This is a genomic window from Rhizobium sp. 11_C7_N12_5 (assembly GCF_051811145.1).
Taxonomy (GTDB): domain Bacteria; phylum Pseudomonadota; class Alphaproteobacteria; order Rhizobiales; family Rhizobiaceae; genus Rhizobium; species Rhizobium lusitanum.
The window spans coordinates 80,771-102,674 of the sequence record NZ_JBPWPY010000004.1 but is presented as its reverse complement, the minus strand read 5'-3'; the positions used below and the strand labels follow the sequence as shown (position 1 = coordinate 102,674).

General features: G+C 56.7%; 12 protein-coding genes and 1 pseudogene. 11 read left to right on the top strand and 2 right to left on the bottom strand.

The features are described from left to right. The first annotated feature begins 50 nt into the window (after positions 1-50). Both AB8B29_RS35525 and AB8B29_RS35520 read left to right on the top strand, forming a co-directional pair. Positions 51-329: a CPCC family cysteine-rich protein gene (locus AB8B29_RS35525; RefSeq protein WP_439007223.1), complete on the top strand. Its 279-nt coding sequence runs from the start codon at positions 51-53 to the stop codon at positions 327-329. A 53-nt stretch (positions 330-382) separates the two neighbouring features. Continuing rightward, positions 383-1,164, top strand: a pseudogene (locus tag AB8B29_RS35520) (IS5 family transposase). Between the two features lie 161 nt (positions 1,165-1,325). Here AB8B29_RS35520 and AB8B29_RS35515 read toward each other — a convergent pair. After that, positions 1,326-1,871, bottom strand: coding sequence for a hypothetical protein (locus AB8B29_RS35515; protein ID WP_439007222.1), 546 nt, complete (start codon positions 1,869-1,871; stop codon positions 1,326-1,328). Positions 1,872-2,233: 362 nt separating this feature from the next. On the opposite strand from AB8B29_RS35515, the gene AB8B29_RS35510 reads away from it, so the two are divergent. Together AB8B29_RS35510 and AB8B29_RS35505 are read left to right on the top strand one after the other, a co-directional pair. Then, positions 2,234-2,797, top strand: coding sequence for a hypothetical protein (locus tag AB8B29_RS35510; RefSeq protein WP_439007220.1), 564 nt, complete (start codon positions 2,234-2,236; stop codon positions 2,795-2,797). Then, a complete protein-coding gene (locus AB8B29_RS35505) occupies positions 2,794-4,494 on the top strand; it encodes a hybrid sensor histidine kinase/response regulator (RefSeq protein WP_439007219.1) in 1,701 nt (566 codons plus the stop codon). The genes AB8B29_RS35510 and AB8B29_RS35505 overlap by 4 nt, the downstream gene beginning before the upstream one ends. Here AB8B29_RS35505 and AB8B29_RS35500 read toward each other — a convergent pair. Beyond that, positions 4,481-5,350 (bottom strand): helix-turn-helix domain-containing protein, encoded by an 870-nt coding sequence (locus AB8B29_RS35500; protein ID WP_439007218.1) that lies wholly within the window; start codon positions 5,348-5,350, stop codon positions 4,481-4,483. The two genes, AB8B29_RS35505 and AB8B29_RS35500, sit on opposite strands and share 14 nt — an antisense overlap. Positions 5,351-5,936: 586 nt before the next feature. Here AB8B29_RS35500 and AB8B29_RS35495 point away from each other — a divergent pair. The 7 genes from AB8B29_RS35495 to AB8B29_RS35465 all read left to right on the top strand — a co-directional run bounded on the left by AB8B29_RS35495 (position 5,937) and on the right by AB8B29_RS35465 (position 21,796). Beyond that, on the top strand, positions 5,937-6,341 hold the full coding sequence (locus AB8B29_RS35495) for a hypothetical protein (protein ID WP_439007217.1): 405 nt from the start codon (positions 5,937-5,939) through the stop codon (positions 6,339-6,341). 1,736 nt (positions 6,342-8,077) lie between these two features. Further along, positions 8,078-15,205 (top strand): DUF4214 domain-containing protein, encoded by a 7,128-nt coding sequence (locus AB8B29_RS35490; protein WP_439007216.1) that lies wholly within the window; start codon positions 8,078-8,080, stop codon positions 15,203-15,205. 71 nt (positions 15,206-15,276) lie between these two features. Next, on the top strand, positions 15,277-15,870 hold the full coding sequence (locus AB8B29_RS35485) for a hypothetical protein (RefSeq protein ID WP_439007215.1): 594 nt from the start codon (positions 15,277-15,279) through the stop codon (positions 15,868-15,870). Between the two features lie 72 nt (positions 15,871-15,942). Next, positions 15,943-18,129 (top strand): type I secretion system permease/ATPase, encoded by a 2,187-nt coding sequence (locus tag AB8B29_RS35480; RefSeq protein ID WP_439007214.1) that lies wholly within the window; start codon positions 15,943-15,945, stop codon positions 18,127-18,129. Then, on the top strand, positions 18,126-19,604 hold the full coding sequence (locus AB8B29_RS35475; protein ID WP_439007213.1) for an HlyD family type I secretion periplasmic adaptor subunit: 1,479 nt from the start codon (positions 18,126-18,128) through the stop codon (positions 19,602-19,604). Before AB8B29_RS35480 ends, AB8B29_RS35475 begins: the two co-directional genes overlap by 4 nt. A gap of 67 nt (positions 19,605-19,671) precedes the next feature. Continuing rightward, a complete protein-coding gene (locus AB8B29_RS35470) occupies positions 19,672-21,405 on the top strand; it encodes a rhomboid family intramembrane serine protease (protein WP_439007212.1) in 1,734 nt (577 codons plus the stop codon). Between the two features lie 73 nt (positions 21,406-21,478). Further along, positions 21,479-21,796, top strand: a complete 318-nt coding sequence (locus tag AB8B29_RS35465; protein WP_439007211.1) for a hypothetical protein — start codon at positions 21,479-21,481, stop codon at positions 21,794-21,796. Positions 21,797-21,904 lie beyond the last annotated feature (108 nt).

Here is a 21,904-nt window from a genome sequence, read left to right as displayed (position 1 = left end):
TCAGCCTAGGTCCTGTTGACAAAGTCTGTGACTGAGGTGAACCTCTCGCAATGCAGTTTCGCAACATCATTCAGCCTCATATTGAGGGGCAAGCATACCGGTGCCCGTGCTGCCATTTCGCGACCCTTTCAGAGCGAGGCGGCTACGAGATTTGCCCTGTGTGTTTTTGGGAAGATGATGGGCAAGACGATCATGATGCTGAGCTAGTTCGAGGTGGTCCGAACGGCCCGCTGTCGCTGGTCCAAGCGCGACTGAATTTCGCAGAATCGGGCGCTTGTAACTTCCGCTATCACAAGAATGTACGTCCGCCTACCGAGGCTGAACGCTAACGATTCCCAAATCAGCTGAAGCGTGATTCAAGACTGCTTTTTAGGAGGCGGTTTTGGCACGCGGCGACCTGACGAATATGGAATGGCGGATCATTGAAGGGTTGCTTCCTGCGGAGCGGGGCCGAAAGGCCCGACCTTCCCATGATAATCGACGCTACTTCAATGGAATGCTGCATGTGCTGCGGGTCGGATGCCCCTGGCGCGACATGCATGAGCGCTACGGGAAGTGGAATTCGATCTATGTCCGCTTTCGCCGTTGGGCGGAACAAGGCGTTTGGGACGCCCTCCTCGAGACCTTGGTCGAACTCGGGCTGACGGATGACTGGCAACACATGATCGACAGCACCACGGTTCGCGGCCACTCACAGGCGGCGGGCGCTAAAGGGGGACTTATCAGGAGGCTTTTGGTCGATCACGCGGCGGCTTTACGACGAAAATCCATGCCCGCTCAGACGGTCAGGGACGCCCTCTTGGCTTCGTTCTGACCGGTGGCGAAGCTTCGGATTACAATGCCGTTCCTGATCTGCTGGTCATGCCGGTCAACAAGCCGAAGCTCTTTCTTGCCGACAAAGGGTATGATGGTGATTTCTTGCGGGAGGAACTCCTCACTCGCGGGATCAGGCCGGTCATCCCGCCGAAAGCAAACCGGAAAAACCCGCCAGCCTGCGACTTCCGTGTCTATAAGGATCGAAATCGCATCGAACGGATGTTCAACCGCCTCAAGCAGTTCCGTCGCGTTGCGACCCGATACGACAAGACCCGAAAATCCTTCTCAGCATTCCTCGCACTCGCCGCCGCCAAGATATGGCTGGCATACTTTGTCAACAGGACCTAGTCTAAAATGTAATGTTCTCGACGGCTTCTTAGGTTCATGGGCGTTTGAAACACTGGGGCGTCCGTTCAAACCCCTCAATGCCACCACTTGTGGCTGACGCTTTTGCCTTCACTTGTCCTGCCGGTGAAAGCTTTGTCTTTCCGTCATGAGCTGGCCAACCGCTACCAACCGATATCCCAAGGGCGCGGCTTGCCGTGAAAGATGACCACTCGGGCATCAGCCGGGATCGAGCCGTTCCCGCTTTCATCATCATAAACCGCCGGCCGTACATGCGATTTCCAGGAAATGATTTGACCAGGTAATAGATCCTGCCAGCGGCTGGCGCGGTCGAGCCAAAATCGCTCCAGAAACGCCTGGTCGCCCCCTTTCTGATAGGTTTCCATCCAGTGCTGCGGCCGCTCGATCCACTCGGCCCAGATCTCCTCACGAGCCGCTTCCGGTATATACATGATTGATGATTGCAAACCTTCCGGGCGATAGATATCGCGCATCAGGGCGAGTTGGTTGATCGAGGCGATATCGGCGAGGCTTCCGACAATTGAGGTATCCAGATCCATGAAGAGAATATCGCCTGATATCTCCGGCCGAAAAAGCTCCATCTTCGACCACCAGCCCGGCCAATCATAGATCAGCGGCAGAGTGCGAATGCCCTTAATCTCAACATCGGGAAGACAGCGAAAATCCGCCCCAGGCAGATGATTCAGCACCTGCCTATGCAAGCGCAAAACATGGTCGGGCTTGTATTCGCCACCGGATCGCAGGACACAAAAGACGGAAATCACGTTCCAGCGGCCTCGCTTGATGATGCATCTGCTTCAACGGACCAAAATCCGTGAACCAGCGGAACATACGGATCATTGATGGAAGTGTCATCGGGATTCATCGAATTTTTGATGCCCCGCAGACGAGAGGACCCGGTGATGTCGGCCTTTGATAGAGAAGCGTTTTGCGCGAGGTTTGCTCATCCCTCCTCGCCGCGAACCTGAGGTGCGTGGAGCCGAGCTTGGCCAGTGCGTGAAACGATCCATCGCAACGAGGACGCGAATACCCTTCGAAAATGGCCCGAATTATGCCAGACTACAAAACGGTTGTGGGGTCGATGAATATGTCCAAAACGTTAGTACGCGTGCTCGGGTTTTTGTTGGTTGGCATTTGGCTGAGTACGGACCTGGCGAACGCGGCGGTGCATATTCCAAAGGAATGCAGGCGGGATGTCTTCCTGACGATCTCTGGCAAAATTGGTAAGATGACGAGCGGCGCCAATAATACCTATGAGATATCCGAACGCGAATTTCTCGCATTGCCGACATCGACGGTGACGACATCAACTCAATGGACCTTAAAGAGTGATTTCATGGGACCCTTGTTGAGTAAAGTTCTGGACGAGGCCGACGCAAAGGGAAAAAAGCTCCGTCTTATTGCGCTTGATGATTTTAGCGTGGAAGTTGATGCTGATTATCTGGAGAAGTACGGCACTATCCTTGCCACCAGCAAGGATGGAGTCCGTCTTACGATCAGGGATTTCGGACCGATCTTCGTCATGTATCCCCGCGACAGTTTTAGGGAGGAGTTGGACACGCCAGCCGCAGCAGCATACCTCGTTTGGCAGCTATGCGGGATAGAAGTGGAATGAGGCTATTCCATCTCGCGTGGTTTTGCGTTCCGGCAACAATTATCGCCATATGCGTGGGAGTGGTGGCGTATCACTGGAGTGCCATAAGAGCAGGATATGCTCTTTGGGATTCCACCAACAGCGAGAACTCCTATTATTTCTACTGGAAGACCGCGCAAGTGGTAAGGCAGCTTGAGGCTGTCAGGTTGGATTTGAAGACCATTGCCGACGGATCGACTGGCGAGCCGGATGCGCTCTCGTTTGACATCGACGTCCTTATTTCAGGCATCAATATTATCGTAAAGCCCTCCGAGCTGAATGATGGTTACAAGAAACTCCCTGGCTTTTCCAATGACGGGCGTGCTCTGGCTGAGTTCGCGACGGTCGTCCTACCGGCGATAAAACCCAATATTTCGGCCGCGGATGCCCAAGCATTATTACCCAAACTAGAAGATATATACGACGCAATAAATAGGATATCCAAAGCGGCGGCGGATCAGGATAGCGAGGTAAAGCAAAGGTCTTTTGAGACCATTCGGGCGGGGCACGTCATCATTCTCGTGACTGCGGGATTGTTGATTTGCGCTATTCTTTCCTTTGTTATCATTTCGATATTTTACTGGTGGGCGATCGTCGCCAGGACCCGAGCCGTTGCCGCTGCAGAGGCCGCTGTCGCAGACAAGATCAACTTTCTCGCAATGATTAGCCATGAACTCAGAACACCGCTTCAAGTCATCGTCTCGGCGTTGGATGTCCTGGAGCGGCCCCAGGACGTAAAGACCAGGAACGAATTGACCGCGCGCATCCGTCGGGCGGCCAACAGCCTAGCTGTCCAGCTTCGCGACATGCTGACGCTGGCTCGGGCGCAGACTGGATATATCGAGCTGCAGCCGGGCGTGTTCGAGGCGGGCGAGCTCGTCAGAGATGTGGTGGAGAACTATCAGGCCGCGGCGAAAGCCAAGCATTTGGAGCTTAGGCACAAAGGCCCTGATGAAGCAGTTTTCGTGGTCGCGGATGGTGAGCGTATCGCGCAACTGCTCCATAATCTCGTTTCAAACGCAGTTAAATATACACCTTCAGGCTATGTGCAGGTGGATCTCTCACCTTTTGACGATAAGGCCGGCGAATTGTCGTTGCGCGTGACGGATACCGGACCTGGATTACCATCAAGGGTTCTTGAGAACAACATCGATGCGAAGGGGCTCTTTAGCCTTGGCAGCGGGCGAGGCATTGGTTTGTCCGTCGTCCAGACCTTGTTGAGGCAGCTCGGTGCGCGCATGACGGTCAGGAACCCCTCCGATGGCGGCAGTATATTTGACCTTGCAATACCCGCGGTCCCAGCGGCGGAACGTTTGCAGGAGATATCAGACGCTCAGAAGCGGGTCCTTGTCGTTGACGACCATATCGACCTTCTGAAAGGCTTTTCGACTGTGTTCGAAGAGCTCGGGTTTGCGGTTGACGTCGCTCCTTCCGGCATGACGGCGCTGAACTTTGTCGCCGCCCACACTTATTCGGTGATCTTCATCGATCTCGACATGCCTGTCATGACCGGATTGGAGCTGGCGGCGCACCTTCGCAAGATCGGTTTGCGCCACAAGACCAAGCTCGTGGCGATGTCAGCGGCCCATCATGGGGCCAAACTTGATTTGGCATCCTTCGACGCGGTCTTGAACAAGCCGATACGCCAGCAGCAATTGCGGACCATCATGCAGTTTTGAAGCTCGAATTCAAAGCCGCAAGCAGGATCGGCATGCTTGCCGGCTTCGTGAAGAATTTCAGATTGTGCTGCGCCAGGGCGGCTGCGATGTTTTCTTCGTCGGCATTACCAGTCCTGATTTGCCCGGTCAGGATGATGATGGGGCACAGCGCGTTGCGCGCGCGAATATTCTCGACCAGTTCCAGCGCCGTCTGGCGCCGCGCGTCTCGTTCGATGATCCAGTCAAGCACATAGGCATCGAAGTCTGTCTGGTCGAACAAGGCTTGAGGGTCGTTAAAGGCGACCGCGTCGAGGCCGGAAGTCTCCATATAATGCACGATCGTCTGCGCGGTGTCCGCGTGGTCGTCGAGAATGGCAACCCGACGACGAGAGGCCGTCGGTTCAATCAGCAAACGGGTGACGGCGTGCGCCGGTATGATCGACCTGGCATCGGCGGGCATGACGCGCCACGCGCCGTCGATCTCGGCGGCAATCAATGTTCCCGGTGGCACCTGTCCGACGACATTTCCCAATCGGATCCGACAGGGCACGATGTGGTTGTTGATGACGATGGACGCGTCAAGCAACGCATCCGCGCTATTGAGTGTGATGAGTTCCTCAAGCGTCTCGTTGAAATGCTCAGCGATGCGCTTCAGTTCCTCGAGGGTCCAGGAGGCATTCGTGGTCAGGCGACGGTTTCCCGCGGAATAGGAAAGGCCGAGGATTTCGGAGACTGTTACTGCAAAACGGTACTTCGGAATGCCATGTCGCGTCAGCAGTGCAGTGATGCATTGTGCGGCGAGGGCAGCTTCCTCTTCGACAATACCAGAGTGTATGGTGTTCGCGCCGCCACGATTTTCACTTATTTCGCTTGTCATCCAGAACTCCTGTATTGTAAATGCATAAAATACGCGTATATGTGGCAGTTGTATGCGTATTGTGAGTATTCCTGGCGACCTTGCTGCTGCTTCGTTCAAATTCGCGGCGAGTATAAGTGAGAATCGCAAGAAAGCCAGAGCGACATTCGCAAGGCTGGAAGGTTCGCGTGATACACTCCGGTGGGGACGAAATAGTCCGTATAAGCTTCGTCGACTCCTATATATGTCGCACCCCTATGTCGGTTGTTTCGCAGAATTGGACAAAGCGGCGAAAGATACCAAGGTCGAACAAAGGCAGAGGCCGCCTAAAATCTTGGATAGTACGAAAGATTACACAGGGGTAGGGGTTATTGTTATTCCGCGATACGTTTTACGGCCTGACCAAAATCGAAAAAAGAGGAACCTTACTCTGAAAATGTGGTCGCTCTAATATTCAAGGACAACACGTCGGAACGGTTGTCGCTGTTTGCAGGAGTTTTTAATAGCTGCCTCGGTGAGGGCCGCACGGTTGGTTATTAGTGATATCGTCATTTAAGTGTATGTTAACAATCAAACCCGTGGAGTGGCACCCGCCACATTAGGAACAATGTCCACTGCGTCACCCGAAAATGCTGCAATCGCACGCAACTACGCTTATCTTTTAGTGGGCAGCGTGTTTTTCCCATTCATGATCGCAGCACACCTAACTGCTCGAAAAAAGCGCAATGAGCCCGGCGGAATGGGCACGAGTCACTATCGGCTCCAATATCGGACCACATCTCTTGCATTGAGCGCTGCCATCATTCTGTTGGCTATTTCTGCCGCCATGATCTTTCATTTCCAGTATGTTAGCCCGTTGCAACAAGCAAGAGAGCAGATTTGGCTGATAATTCCCCTTAATGTTGGCAAAGTTATTTTTCTTTGGGTCGTCATCCGATGTATTCGAGGCCTTTATCTCGCAGGAGCATCAAGGCAGATCCAGAATCCGGCAACGTATTGGATTTGGCCGTGATAGACTGTTTAGCAGCATCATCCTGCGACCTAACTGACATTCCATTGGCGGTATGGGTCTGCGTTCTGAAGAGCGATTAGAGCTATATTTTGCTAATTTAACTGACTCTTGGGTGTTGCGAGAACCCGTGGCGGATAACTCCGATCTTATTTTCGTTACCACCATTTGGATTTGTGAGGAGAGAGCGCGCGTTTTGCATTTGTAGGCAACCTTCACTTTCTGGTCGACTTAGCTAAGATCATCGCCTCAATCGCGTTTTAATACGCGCAGCACATGATAGCAACCTTCTTAACGCCGGCTGTAAATCTACTATAAATTCTGACGGGTTGTTGGTGGCAATGGAAGTATTGCGCGAGACATCTGATTTATGATTATAGAGAGCTCTTCCAAAGTCACATTGAAATGCTTGGCGACACGCCTCAGCATCTGTGGATGCTCAAGAGCCGCTTATTGTTGAGCTTTGATCTGCGGCGGAACAAGAAAGCTCCAGCGTTTGGGGACAGTCAGCGGAACGGTCTTTAGAATGCCCATGCCACGTAAGCAGTAGCGCGATGCATAATGTGGCAAGCCAAGTCTCCCAGCAAAACGCTTTGAGCGTATTACGCTCATAAAATATCAAGGTTTGCTATTCTAACTCGCATTATGGATATTAGGTATTGTGAATGGCTAAGCTGCGCGTATATATAGAGAGGTCACGCGAATTCCGACTCCGTTCCGGGCGTCTTTACCGGAGTCGCAGGCATAGATCTCTGTCTATGACGCAGAATGCGTGATGACGATGAGTGCTATCGGCAGTCGCGAATTCCTGTCCCGCTAAAGGCAAGGGGCAGTGCGCGTGAGGGGGAATTGTGACAGATTATACAAGGGGATGGATTAACTGGTCGGGAATGAATTCTGGGAGCGGTTTAGTCACCTACCAAGGGCGGGTGTATAACGTCACCGTATCGGGAGTTTCAACTCTCGGATATTTGGGTGGTGCCTCCTATGTTCAATACAAGGGCCCTCCCCAAGCGATGGCGGGATGGGGGCTCGGTGTTGACGCTGCGCTTGGCTTGGGCGTTGGACTTTCCCTTGGATCCGGCGGCGTTACTGGCAGCGCGGATATTGGCCTAGGGATCGGTTTCTCTTATACTCAAACTACTGTCACGCAGGTTCCGTTCGCGCAGCCTTATCAATTGACGCCATCTCTGCTTGACAACAACCCCCAAGAAAATCAGCCTGCTGCATATTCCCTTCCGTCCCTTCGAGAGGAGCTCTTGACGGACCCGTTGGCTCCGTTTTCTGAGGTCAATGCGGCGGCGACCCCCGACTTTATGAGCGCGCCCGTCGGAATAGGCGACTATTCTGGAATCGGGGCGCATGACGCTAACGATGGAACAGGCTTTGGTTACTTCGGGTCACCTCCAGACGGCGAAAGTCCCTTTAGTGGATATACAACGCCGCATGCCGACCTCACTCCACCTAACGAATTGGGAGGCGTGCCCTTCAGTGGAGACTACACCACGCCACAAAGCAACTTTGGATATCTAGGCGGCGTCCCGACACCCGACAACAGCTATAAGACGCTGCCAAATTACTATACCGTCGATCCTCCTTCCTACGATGCAGCCGGCTATTTTCCCGAGATCCCAACAGCTCCGCCTCAAGTAACGGCACCCACACCTGTGCAGCCACAATACGCCCCGCTGCCGTATTCCGGACCTATGCCGGAGGCTCGTCCGGACTTTTCCATTGCCATGAGCCAATTCGGTCCGGCCTTGGGAACCTTCGTTACAGGTGCCTTGCCCACCATGGCGGCTACGGCCGTTGGGTTTTTCTCCGGAGTATTTGGATTTCTCGGCGCATTCGTGGACGCGTTCAGCGAAGGCAACGCCGCTTCGCAAGCAGCCCAGGATGCGGCCCAGGATGCGGCGCAAGACGCAGCTGACGATGACGACGACGGGAACCCTGTGCTTCTCGACCTCTCCGGCAAAGGTCTGAGCGTCAACACGCTCTCGACATCATCGCAGTTTGTCGACGTGAACGGCGACGGCTACCAACATCGGACGGCCTGGGCCGGCAGCGGTACGGGCGTCCTGGTTTTTGACGCCGACGGCGATGACAAGATCACCAGCTCGAAGGAATTTGAGTTCACGCAGTGGGATCCGACGGCCACGGGTGACCTCGACGCGATCAAGAATGTTTTCGACACCAATGGCAATGGCAAGCTCGACGCTGGCGATGCGCAATGGTCTAAGTTCAAGATCATGGTCAACGGCCAGCTCGTTTCGTTGTCCTCGCTTGGGATTGCGTCGATTGACCTGACGCCCAAGGGCAGCGGCCAAACGTTTAGCGACGGATCGGCAATCACCGGGACAACGACCTATACGAAGTCCGACGGCTCGACCGGGGCCGTGGGCGATGCCGTCCTTACCAGCGATTCAAACGGTTATATCGTCAAATCGACTTTCGTGACCAACGCCGACCAGTCGAAGACGAACACCATCCAGGCTTATAACGCTGACGGCAGTCTGGCTTTCCAGAATCTGGTGACCACCAGCGCGGATGGCAACAGCGTCACGACCAAATTCGACGATGATGGTAACGGCACCTACGACCGCTCGCAGACCGACGTCACAATAGTTTACGATGACGATGTTCGTTCGCGGACCGTTACCAACTACAACGCTGATGGCTCGGTCATCAATAGGACGACTACGCAGACAGACCCGGAGGCCAATGCTACCGGTATAATGTTCGATACGGATGGTGACAGTTATGTTGACCAGTATCAGATCTTCCAAATTGAGGCCAACGGCGCCTCCTTCACCCAGACGTCATTTTTAAATTTGTCGGGCCAAATACTGAAGTCAACCTTAGTGAAATCGAGCGCTGATGGTCTGGCGAAGACGACGAAGACCGACATTAATGGTGACGGCGTCTATGACGATGTTGTTTCTGATGACACGGTTGTCGTCGGCGACGGCTCGCGCATCCGAACGGTGACCGATGCCAGTAACAACGGTACGGTCTTGTCCAGCGTCACGACGGCGACCAGCGCCGACCGCCATACCAAGACCGTGACGAGCGATCTCGACGGCAATGGCACGATCGACGAGCGCGACCAAACCCAGACGACGGTAGCTTCCAATGGCGACGTCACGACCGTTGTGACCACCACGAATGGTGACAATTCGGTCAGAAGCAAGGTGACCACGGTCGCCGCTGCGAATGGCTTGTCGACGACGGTCTCGAGTGATGTAACCAGCGATGGCGTCGCTGATCTCATCAATTCCGATGTGACGACTGTCGCCTCCGATGGCTCGCGTAAGGAGACCATCCAGGATAAGAGCGCCAGCGGCGTTCTGCTGTCGAGCAGCGTCACGACAACAAGCGCCGACGGCAAGAGCAAGAATATTTCTGTCGACGCCAACGGCGACGGCGCTGCGGACAAGCAGACCGTCATTACGGTCGCAGGCGACGGAACAATCACCGAGACTGACAGTATCCTCAATCCAAACGGAACGCTTATCGGCAAGGCGGTGACCACGACCACTGCCGACGGCCTGTCGAAGACCGTCAGCACCGACGCCAATGGCGACGGCACATTCGACGCTGTGACGGCGGATCTGATCACGGCAGGCGCCGCCGGCGCGCGAGTCGAGACGGTGACGTCGAAGAGTGCGAACGGCACAGTCGTTAACAAAAGCGTGACGACGACGTCGGCTGACAGCCTAACACAGACGGTGCAGACGGATGTAGATGGCGACGGCACGTTCGATCAGACCGTTACTGACGTGATTGTCCTGAACGCCGGTGCTCGCTCGGAAACGGTGACAGCCAAAAGCGGAAACGGCACGCTGCTGGGCCAAACAGTGACGACAGTCAGCGCCGACCGCAAAACCACCTCCGTCACGAAAGATGTAGACGGCGACGGGCACGTCGATAGTGCGGCTACGCAGATTATCGCGGCCGACGGAAGCCAAGCGACGACGACGATACAGGCCAGCGCCGACGGTGGACTTCATCGAAAGACCGTTGTTACGGTCAGCGGGGACAAGTTGACGACGACGACGGCCGATGATCTGAACGGCGATGGCGTGGCCGATCTGACCACGGTGGATCAAACTATCGTCAATGCCGACGGCAGCCGTACCGAGACGGTGACGAACAACAGCAACACCGGCGCGTTGCTCGACAAGGTGACGACCGTCACCTCGGGCAACGGCCTCACGACCACGGTTCAAAAGGACGTCAACGGCGACGGTGTCGTGGATTCCAAGACCGTCAGGGCGACGGCGCTCAACAATGACGGCTCGAGGACGACCACGACGTCCGATTATGCCGGAAACTCGCTCTCCGACCTCACCAGGGTGACGGTGAGTGCCAATGGCCTGGTGACGAAGACCGACTATGATTTTGACGGCAATGGCACGATCGACCGGACGGCCACTGACACGAAGACGCTGAATGCCGATGGTTCGACGTCCGAGGTCGATGCTGTAACTACGGCGAGCGGCACGCTTCTGTCGAAGGCGACAAACACCGCGACTTCCGACGGCAAGACCGTCATAAGCCAGGTCGATCTTGATGGCGACGGCAAGCTGGATGTAAAGACCACGACCGTCGTTGATGCCACTGGCCAAACGACGAAGACGGTCGAGACCTACAAGGCCGGCACCACGACGCTTGCCAGCCGCGCCGTAGCCACCACCTCGGCCAATGGCCTGTCCGTGACTACCACTTCTGATCTCGATGGGGACGGTGTCTACGAGCAGGTCATCACCGACGTCACGGTGCTCAATGCCGATGGTTCGCGCACGGAGGTCTTTACCCGGTCCACAAACACGGTTCCGGTCGAGCAGACAAGCGTCACGACTTCCGCCAACGGGCTGAGCAAAACGACAGTCGTGTCTGACGACGTGGCGGGGATGACGGCGCGCAACGAGATCTATCGTCTCTACCACGCTGCTCTGGGCCGCGATCCAGATGTGGTGGGCTTTCAAGGCTACACAAGTATAATACAATCCGGCATGTCGGCCGAGCAGCTTATGGCCGAGCTCATCAGTTCACCCGAATTTGCGCAAAAGTACGGCACGCTCACAGATCTGCAATTTGCGACCCTTATGTATCAAAATGCCTTGGGGCGGGCTCCGGAAGCAGGTGCAGCGCAAGGCTGGGTAACGCAGATCGCGGCTGGGACCACTCGCGCGCAACTTGCCCAACGATGCGCGGATTCGCCCGAGGGACAGGCGCACACTACTGCCAGCGCGCAGGCATGGGCGATTGGCAATCCCTCAGTCGTTCTCTCCCCGGTCCGGACGACTACCGACGTCACCACGCTCAATGCCGATGGTTCAACGACCGAGGTGGTCACCAATACCGGTGTTATTGCCAACAAGACGACGACCACGACCAGCGGTGACGGCAGGACCGTCACAGTGACCTACGACATCGACGGCAATGGCGTGGTCGACCAAAAATCCGTCACGGTGAAGAATGCCGACGGCAGCGTCACACAGACGCTTTCCGATCTGACATCGACAGGTGCGGTGGCGCATAGCGAGACGCTCGTTAGGGGCCCCGATGGCCTCGGCCAGACCTTTAGCTACGACACGGACGGCAACGGTTCTCCCAATAAATATGTGACCGATCAAACGACGCTCAATACGGACGGCAGCAAGTCGACTTTGGAGAAAGTCTATGTCGCCAACAGCAGTGGCGCGCTGGTGCAGAGTGCTACCACACAGATCGACACCTCCGCCGACGGACTGACGGTGACGACGAAGTGGGACCAGACCGGTTCTGGCACCTTCACCAAGAGCCGCACGGACGTCACCGTTTTGAACGCCGACGGTTCGCGCACCGAGACCGTCAGCTACCTCACCGGCACGGCGCTCACCAGCCGGTACCTGACCAAGACCAGTGCCGAAGGCCTTTCGATCACGACCCTATCTGATCCCGCGGGCACCGGCGTGTATGCCGAAATGCTGAAGGACGTTACGGTGATCAACGCCGATGGCACCCGGACGCGTACGCTTGCCAGCACCAGGTCCGACGGCTCGGTGATCTCGACGATCACCACCACGACATCAGCCGACGGACGGGTGTTGAGCACCAATGAACAGCGCACAGGCCTGGCGACCCAGACCGTCAGCGATACGATCGAGAATCTTGCCGACGGAGCGACCCGCGAGACTGTCGCAACCACGGATGCCTCCGGCAACCTGCTCGACAAGACAATTACGCTCACCAGCGCCGACAAGCGGACTGTGACGATTGACCGTGATGCCAATGGAGATGGCGTCATCGATCAGCACCAGCAAACAGTAACCGCGGATTCGGGTGTCGTGACGTCGACCGCGACGGATTACAAGTCGGCCGGGGTCAAAGCAGATGGCTCGACGTCCACCACGACGGCCAACAGCCTGCAGACCACGACCGATTGGGATCTCGACGGCAATGGCACGGTCGATCGCCGCCGCGCCACGGTCAATACCAATAACGCCGATGGCAGCAAGACGAGTGTCATCTCCGATACGGATCTGACGACGAACAAGCTGGCAATGAAGACGACGATCCAGCAATCGTCGGACGGTCTGGTGCGCACAACCTCCAAGGATGTCGACGGCGATGGCACGGTCGACCAGGTGGAAACGCTCACCGCCGACACGACAGGCGCGACCGTTTCCATCGTCACGAACAATGCCACCGCGCAGAAGACCAATTATCTTTTGGCCGGCAAGGTCTATTGGAAACAGGCGATCGCGGCCAAGGTGGAAACCGATAGCTCCGCCGATGGCCATACGAAGACGGTCAAATACGACTATGACGGCAATGGCACCTTCGAGGTTGTCATGCAGTCGCAGCTTCATGTTGATGGCTCGACTGTGGCGACGGTCACAGAGACCAACGCCAGTGGCGCCGTCGTCGCCAAGGGCACGATCACGACCAGCACGGACGGTCTGATCACCGTTCTGAGCAAAGATTCCAACAATGACGGCGTCATCGATCATACGGAAACCTCGGTCACCCATAATGATGGTTCGGTGACGCTGACGAAGGTCGATCTCAATGCCAGCAGTGCCGTGACGCAGACCATCGTCGATACCGTTTCCGCCATGGGTAGCCTGACACTGCGCGTGACCAGCGATGGCCAGGGTCGAAAGACCTCTCAGGTTAGCATTGCTGGAGATGGAAGTTCGGTAACCACCACCTACAATGCCGCCGGCGGACAGGTGCTGAGCACCGTCAATGCCAATAAGGCGGGGATTATAACCTCGGCCGTTCTCTTCGATCCGCTGAACGCTAACCCTTGGTCACGGGTCGAGCAATCCTTCGATGCATACGGCAAGAAGACGCTGGAGAAACAGTTCAACGACGACGGTTCGCGGACGGAGATCACCTTCTACACGCCGACCGGTGCCCAGCAGCATATCGATTTCTTCAATTCTGCAGGCCAGAAAACGGACACGACCGATTTCGATGTCGCGAACTCCAACGATTGGAGCCGGGTCGACAAGAGCTTCAACGCCAACGGTCAACTCCTCTCGCAATCGGCTCAATACGATAATGGCACCAAAACGAACTGGTTCTGGGACCCAGCCAATGCGCAGCCTTGGTCGCAGGTCATCCAGGCCTATGACGCTGCGGGTCGGCTGTATGGGCAGACTGTCAACAATGATGACGGAACGAGGGTCGAAACCAGCTACGATGTCACCAATGCCAACAATTGGAGCCGGCTTGAGCAGTATTACAACGCCGGTGGTCAAAGGGTCTCGCAAATCGCCTACTACGACGATGGTACGAAGGGCATCTGGATGTGGGACCCGACGAACGCGCAGTCCTGGTCCGAGATCGATCAGTCATTCAACACCGCAGGTCAGATGACGAACCAAAATGTGAACTACGACGACGGCAGCAAGATTCTCTATGCCTATGACGTTGCTAATACCCAAAACTGGTCACAGATCGCCGATGCCTACACGCCGGGTGGCGCTCTGATCTCAGACACAAATTACTCCGACACGAATGGCAAATATACTGTCACGACTTACGATGTGAACAACAATCAGCCTTGGACGCGTTTAGTTCAGAATTTTGTCAATAACGTCATCAATACCGCAACGTCCTACAATGATGACGCCGGATACACGAATTATCAATATGACGGCTCCGGCCAGTTAACCGCGTGGCAACGATATGCCGAGGGAAATGGTGGCGGTGGCGGAAGCTCAGGTTATCATGAGGTGGACTATTGGCCGCAGGCGCACTCCGGCCATGGCCCTGTCTTGCTAGACCTCAACGGCGACGGTCATATCGATTTGCGGCCACTCGACATCAATGCCCTCGCGACCGGTTCGTCGGTCACCTTCGACTGGAACGGTGATGGGGCGCGGGATGGAACCGCCTGGGTGGGACCGCAGGACGGCTTCCTGGCGATCGACCTTGGCGAGAATGGTCAGGCGGGGCCGGATGGCATCATCGATCAGTCGAAGGAGCTCGCCTTCGCCGACTGGGCGACACCGGAACAGGTGGCGGCGAATGGTGGCTCGGTCTCCGATCTCGATGGGCTGCGTTTGGTGTTCGACACCAACCACGACAACGTGCTCGACGCCAGCGACGATCGCTGGAGCGAGTTCCGCGTCTGGCAGGATGCGAACCAGAACGGTGTGGTCGACGATGGCGAATTGCGGACCATGTCACAGGCCGGCATCAAGCTGATCAACCTGTTTCATACGACGGATGGCAGCCAATCCTTCCCGGACGGGTCTGCGATTATCGGCACTAGCTCGTATCAGACGACGGACGGCGCATCGCACTATCTCGTAGGGGATGCCACTCTCACGTATCAGCCGGCAATCCCGAAGCAGAATGCTGCATAATTATTGGGAATAGGAGGGTTGTCTTGCCGCCCTTCCATTCCAACGACCGAACACCCTCTCTTTGGGGGCAGATGACGCAGGAAGCTGAAGGCGTTGCGGATTGCGAGACGGCTCGGTTCGAGCTGAATACGGGGGCCTGGATGAGGAATACGACTGTTGGTCTGTTGGCCATCGCATTGGCATCGTTGGTGAGTGAAAATGCTCGTGCTGACCCTGACGCTTGCCAACCAGTGAAAGAGGCGATCGGCAAGCTGAACGCGACCAGTCAATTCCAACAGAAGGGCACGATCACCTACATCAATGGGGGCAAGTCGTATTCGTTGGATTATCTCGTCTCTGATGACAAAGAGTATTCCCGCGAAAATGACGGACCTTGGAAGGTCAGCCCTCGTCAGCCCGTTCCATTGATTGTTGACAATAAGCCTTCCGTCTACGAATGCGGGCGTGTGGGAACTGATTACGTCAGTGGCGTCTCTGCGGTGATCTATCGATACAAGCGCCTTACTCCTGATCGCGCGGTGAGAGATGTCAGGGTTTGGGTTGCCGACGAAAGCGGAGAACCCTTGCAGACAGAAATGACTATCGAGGCGGAGTCGCAGCGCAAGGCAAAGTTCACATTTAGCTATGATCCAAATGCCAGCTTGCCAACGGTGGGCAATCAATGATTTGGGCGGGCCACAGATTGTTCGCGGGCGGCGGCCTTTCATCCATCTGCATTCCGCTTATGGGATTGTGAGATGGACGAAACGACTCTAGCAGAACCGGAACTGGCACCGCTCCCTTCCGAGGAGTCGGTTCCGCGCCCCGATAGCGGTTTGGCGGCGATTGCGGCGATTGCCGGTTACTTCCGCATTGCCTCCAATCCGGATGTTCTCGCCCGTGACCTGGCGCTGTCGAACCCGTCCGGCCGCAACGACCTGCTGCGCGCCGCAAAGCTCGTAGGGTTGAAGGCCAGGCATCTGGAGATCCAGAGCGACGCCCGGCTTGCGACCTTGCCGACGCCGGCGATCGCCTGTTTGACGGACGGCCGGTTCGCCATCTTCGGTGGCGCTGCTCCCGAGGGGACCTGGCGCGTCATCGACCCAACGGATTTCTCCAGTCGCAATCTCGGTGCGCACGACCTGCTCGCCGAGACATCAGGTCATTTTCTGCTGCTGCAGCGGCGTCTGGCTGGGCCTGGCGCATCCAGCGGCAATTTCGGGTTCCGATGGTTCCTGCCGTCGATCTGGCGCTACCGCCACGCCTTCGGCCATGTGCTGCTCGCCTCGCTGATCGTGCAGATCTTCGCGCTGGTCACACCGCTGTTCTTCCAGGTCGTGGTCGACAAGGTTTTGGCTCATCGCAGCTATTCGACGCTGATCGTGCTGGTCATCGGCCTGGCCGCCGTCGGGCTGTTCGATGTGGTGCTGCAATATCTTCGAACCTATGCGCTGTCGCACACGACCAATCGCATCGATGTCGAGCTCGGACGGCGGCTGTTCCGGCATATGCTCAACCTGCCGCTTTCCTATTTCGAGACGCGGGCGACCGGCCAGACCATTGCCCGTGTGCGTGAGTTGGAGACGATCCGCAATTTTCTGACGGGGCAGGGGCTATTCTCCGGCCTCGATCTGATCTTCACCATCGTCTTCATCTTCGTGCTGTTTACCTATTCCTCAAAACTTGCCTGGATCGTCGTCGCCTCGATCCCGTTCTATCTGGCGATCGGCTTCCTGGTGCGGCCGTTCCTGAAGGAGAAGATCGACGAGAAGTTCGAGCGCGGCGCCTATAGCCAGCAGCTGCTCGTCGAGACGGTGGTCGGCGTCCAGACGCTGAAGGCATCAGCCGTCGAGCCGGTCGTGGCGGCGCAATGGGAAGAGCGGTTGGCCGGCTACGTGCAGTCCTCCTTTGCCACGACGATGCTCGCCGCCAAGGGCCAGAACGCTATCCAGTACGTCAACAAGATCACATCGGCCGCGTTGCTGCTGTTCGGCGCCCAGGCCGTTATCAATGGCGAGCTGAGTGTGGGAGCGCTGGTCGCCTTCAACATGATCGCCGGCCAGGTGTCGCAGCCAATCTTACGGCTCTCACAGCTCTGGCAGGATTTCCAGCAGGTGCAGGTGTCGGTGGCCCGCCTCGCCGACATTTTGAATGCTCCACCGGAGCCAAGGCCGGAAGTGTCCGTCAGCCTGCCAAAGCCGCGCGGTTCGATCACCTTCAAAGGTGTGAACTTCCGCTATACCGCCGATGGCCCGGAAGTGCTGCGCGATATCTCCCTGTCGGTGAGGCCAGGTGAGGTCATCGGCATCGTTGGGCCATCCGGCTCCGGCAAATCGACGCTCACCAAGCTGGTACAACGCTTCTATATCCCGACCCGCGGTCAGGTGTTTGTCGACGGTCAGGATATTGCCCAGGTCGATCCGGCCTGGCTGCGCGCCAACATTGGCGTCGTCCTGCAGGAGAACATGCTGTTCAACCGGACGATCCACGACAATATCTGCCTGGTCAATCCATCGATGTCGCGTGCTGCCGCCATCCAGATGGCGCGCCTGTCGGGCGCCGACGAGTTCATCGCCAAGCTGCCGAAGGGCTTTGATACGCTGATCGAGGAGCGCGGCGCCAACCTCTCGGGCGGCCAGAGGCAGCGTCTTGCCATCGCACGGGCGCTTGCCACCAATCCGCCGATGCTGATCCTCGATGAGGCCACCAGTGCGCTCGACTATGAGAGCGAGCGTATCATCCTTGCCAATATGCGCGAGATCGTCAAAGGCAGGACGGTCATCATCATCGCCCATCGTCTGGCAACCGTCCGCCATTGCGACCGCATCATCGGCATGAAGGATGGCCGCATCGTCGAGGAGGGCACGCACGACACATTGCTTGCCCGGCCGAATGGCCTCTATGCCCATCTCTGGCAATTGCAGACGGGGCTGAACCAGCCATGAACCAGGTGGTCAAGCCTCCGAAACGCCCGAGCCGGCCGCAGCGACGCAGCCGAACCGAGAACGAGTTTCTGCCGGCAGCGCTTGAGATCCTCGAGACGCCGGCCTCGCCTGTTCGTACCGCCTTCATCTGGTTCATCGCCGTGATCGTCGCCAGCACGCTATTATGGAGCTATTTCGGCACCTTCGACATCGTCTCGACGGCGCAGGGTAAGATCCAACCGACCGGACGCGTCAAGGTCATCCAGTCGATCGAGGTTGGCAAGACCAGGTCCATTCCGGTCACCAATGGCTCGCACGTCAAGGCTGGCGACATCGTCGTTCAGCTCGACGATACCGAGCTCAAATCGGATGAGGAGGCGATCGCGGTCAATCTGCAGGCTTATCGGGGCGAGATGATCCGTCGCAAGGCAGTTCTGGCAACGGTCGAGCAGTGGAGAGACCAAGGCATATGGACAGCCGCGAAGACAATTCCTGACGCTCTGCTGGCCTTTGCAGATGACACGCCAGCCAGCATCCGCGATCGGGAGCAAGCGATCTACCGAGCCGACCTGTCGCAGCTTGCCTCCAGCCTCACCAACCTCGCTGCACAGAACACCCAGCAACAGGCAACCGTTGCCAGACTGGAGCGGACCATGGTGGCGCAACAGCGGCTGGTCGACACGCTTAATCAGCGTGTTGCCATTCGTTCTTCCCTGGTTGATCAGGCCGCCGGATCAAAGTCCGGTGTGATTGACGCGCAGGAGACGAGCCAGAAGGAAGAGGCGACGCTTGCCGAGGAGACCGGTCAGCTCGAAGAGGCCAGGGCATCGCTTTCGGTGACGACAAGCGATGGCGAGAAGACGGTCCAAACCTTCGTGGCAGACAACGTTCAGAAAGCAGGCGATGCATCGCGTCAGGCCGACGAACTCGACCGGCAACTGGTCAAGGCACGCAATCGGCTGGAATCGATGACCATCATCTCGCCGATCGACGGTACAATTCAGTCGTCCTCGATCAATACCGTCGGGCAGGTGGTGACGACTGGCGTCGAGCTCATGCGCATCGTGCCGGACAATTCCGTGCTGGAGGTCGAAGCCTATCTCCCGAACAGCGATATAGGCTTCGTATCGATCGGACAGCCGGCCGTGGTCAAGGTCGAGGCGTTTCCATTCACGCGTTACGGCGTGGTCCATGGCCGTGTGACGGCGGTCGCGACTGACGCCATCCCTGAGCCGGACGCCAATCAGCTCGAGGGCGATCCAACCAAGCAGCTGCAGGCGACCGTCCCAACGACGAACGTCCAGCGGGTTCAGAACCTCGTCTTCCCCGTTACCATCAAGCTCGATACCAGCACCATGAACGTTGACGGCCATGCGGTCACGCTGTCTGCTGGCATGGCGGCCACCGCCGAGATCAAGACCGGCAAGCGCCGGATCCTAGAATATCTGTTCTCCCCAATTGTTGAGGTCACGTCGCAGGCCATGCAGGAGCGATGAGGCCGCCTGCTCCGATCGGCGAACTTGGTCCCTGCTTAAGACAGAATTTCAATTTGAGAGCTTCACAATGGATACACAGGTTCCTCAAAGAACGGAGTTTGCCTATTACAAGGGTAGGGTCCTGCGTTTCTCTCTCATACTGCTAATCTTTACGGCGGGGCTCGCCGCTGCACCTTTCCTTCCCGAAAGGCCGGGGCAATCTCACCCGAGCGCGGTTGTATTCTTGCCTATTGCCGCTCTCGCCGGTCTCCTCATGATTGCGATGCTGCTCAAGATTGTGAAAGCAGAACCGGGCCTTGCCATATCGAGCGCTGGGATTTTCATCGAAAGTTACGCTGATGAAACGATACCCTGGCGCGCAGTTCGGGGTATCCGACGATCTCAACGTAGACGGATCGATCAAATGTATGTCGATCTGGATCCGGCGGTGGCGCGAACGTTGACAAGGCGTGGCCTTGCGCGTTGGGTCCCGAAAGCCTTGCGAGTGTCGGAAGCCACAGCGGTCGTTTCGCTGAGACTGCTATTGGGCAATCCGAACTGGACATACGATGAATGCACGGATTTTCTTGCGAAGGATCGTGAGCAGCAATCGTTGGCGGGCGGCGACAACGCTGTAGCTTCTGAGGCCGAACAGCATGCGGAGCCCGTTTTCAGCTTAAAGGGTCACCCGGTCTTCACCTACGCTCTCATCGTCATTCTGATCGTTATCTATGCCGCGGAGCTTAAATTCGGCGTTGTTCTGCCAAAGGATGGCGCGCCAAGCACCCAGACGCTGTTAGTGCTCGGTGGGACGTTCCGTCAAAGGATCCTGCTCTATGGTGAGTGGTGGAGGTTGGTGACGGCTGCCTTGCTCCATGGCAGTGTAATGCACCTTATCTTCAATTGCTTTGCGCTGTGGCGGGCTGGTATCCTGCTGGAACGTCTCATTGGCTGGCGTTGGTTCGCCGGGCTCTTTTGCGTCAGTGCCATTGGTGGCTCCGTGGCGTCCCTTTTGATCAACCCTCCTAACATTGTTGGCGTGGGCGCCTCCGGAGGCATCGTCGGACTGTTTGCCGCGGTGATCGTTGCAAGCTTTCACTTTCCGTCCGGCCCGCTGCCATCGATCCTGCGAACAGGAGCAATCCAAATCCTTGTACCGTCATTGCTGCCGTTCTTTGCCCAGACCGCCGGTGGCATGCAGATTGATTATGCCGCTCATCTGGGCGGAGCGCTTGCCGGCGGAGCGGTTTCGCTGGCCCTGCTTAAGGCTTGGCCACGCCAGCGGTTTCATCCTCGTTTCGGCACGGCGGCACTCGTCGGCAGCATTGCATTCGCAGTCGTCGCACTGGGGTCGCTTTGGCCCGTCAGCCAGCTCCGTGCTGGCTATCTCGCCGACCCATTTGTGCAATATTTTCAGGGGCAGTATCAGCTGGCGGCTGATGACTTCGCAGCAAGGGTAGCGCTGAACCCGGAAGCCGCACCCTATTATCATCTCTGGCGCTTCCTCGCGCAGATACGGGGTAATGATAGTCGTGCAGCAACTGATCTTCGTGTCGAGGCTGGCAAGCTGGATCAAAGTAAATGGCCTTATCCAGTCTATCAGCTCTTTCTCGGAGAGCTGAGTCCTGAGGACGTCTCCGCGAAGGCCACCAGTAGCGACAGTCTTTGTGAGGCTATATTCTATGTCGGTGAGTGGCATTTACTACGTGGGGAGACCGTTGACGCAGCTCAAAAATTCAAAGCCGCCTTCCTATCCTGCCCGCGTAGTTTCATGGAGTATGACGGCGCCGGCGGCGAGTTAGCTCGGCTTAATCGCAAGTAGATCTGAGGATTGCATAAACGTTTCACGACTCGCGCACCAAGGCTAAAACGCTCAAATTCTGACGGGATTGGTCATGATGAAGTTCGCAGTATATTTAGTCGCAATGGTCTTGCTCGTCGGCACCTTGCCTGTGCGGGGAGCGCGAGCAGACGATGCGGACAAGGATTGCATTAAAAAGATAACGGTCATCGAGAACATATTTGATGCGGAAAAAATCAAATACAAGAATGACAGATGTCAGCTTTCGAAGGTCGCGCAAGCGACGCGGGCGGCAATGTTAGGGGAGATTGCCCGGCACCAGAACCAGTGCGGTCTCAAGGCGCAATTTGTCGATATGCTCAGGGCACAAGAGTCCAGCTTTGGATCTCAGGTCTCGGCCATTTGCCGATAGGGATGTCTGTGAAAGTCTGATGTCAACGCTTGGTGCAGCTTGCGTTCTGGAATGGCAATGACGGTCATTCGTTGGGCTACGAAAAATGAAGTGCCTATGATCTTATTG

Bases quoted from the DNA above. Each gene is read 5' to 3' on its own strand.
- AB8B29_RS35510 (WP_439007220.1), top strand. From the start codon at position 2,234: ATGCCAGACTACAAAACGGTTGTGGGGTCGATGAATATGTCCAAAACG.
- AB8B29_RS35485 (WP_439007215.1), top strand. From the start codon at position 15,277: ATGACGCAGGAAGCTGAAGGCGTTGCGGATTGCGAGACGGCTCGGTTC.
- AB8B29_RS35475 (WP_439007213.1), top strand. From the start codon at position 18,126: ATGAACCAGGTGGTCAAGCCTCCGAAACGCCCGAGCCGGCCGCAGCGA.
- AB8B29_RS35505 (WP_439007219.1), top strand. From the start codon at position 2,794: ATGAGGCTATTCCATCTCGCGTGGTTTTGCGTTCCGGCAACAATTATC.
- AB8B29_RS35495 (WP_439007217.1), top strand. From the start codon at position 5,937: ATGTCCACTGCGTCACCCGAAAATGCTGCAATCGCACGCAACTACGCT.
- AB8B29_RS35490 (WP_439007216.1), top strand. From the start codon at position 8,078: ATGAGCCAATTCGGTCCGGCCTTGGGAACCTTCGTTACAGGTGCCTTG.
- AB8B29_RS35525 (WP_439007223.1), top strand. From the start codon at position 51: ATGCAGTTTCGCAACATCATTCAGCCTCATATTGAGGGGCAAGCATAC.
- AB8B29_RS35500 (WP_439007218.1), bottom strand. From the start codon at position 5,350: ATGACAAGCGAAATAAGTGAAAATCGTGGCGGCGCGAACACCATACAC.
- AB8B29_RS35470 (WP_439007212.1), top strand. From the start codon at position 19,672: ATGGATACACAGGTTCCTCAAAGAACGGAGTTTGCCTATTACAAGGGT.
- AB8B29_RS35465 (WP_439007211.1), top strand. From the start codon at position 21,479: ATGATGAAGTTCGCAGTATATTTAGTCGCAATGGTCTTGCTCGTCGGC.
- AB8B29_RS35480 (WP_439007214.1), top strand. From the start codon at position 15,943: ATGGACGAAACGACTCTAGCAGAACCGGAACTGGCACCGCTCCCTTCC.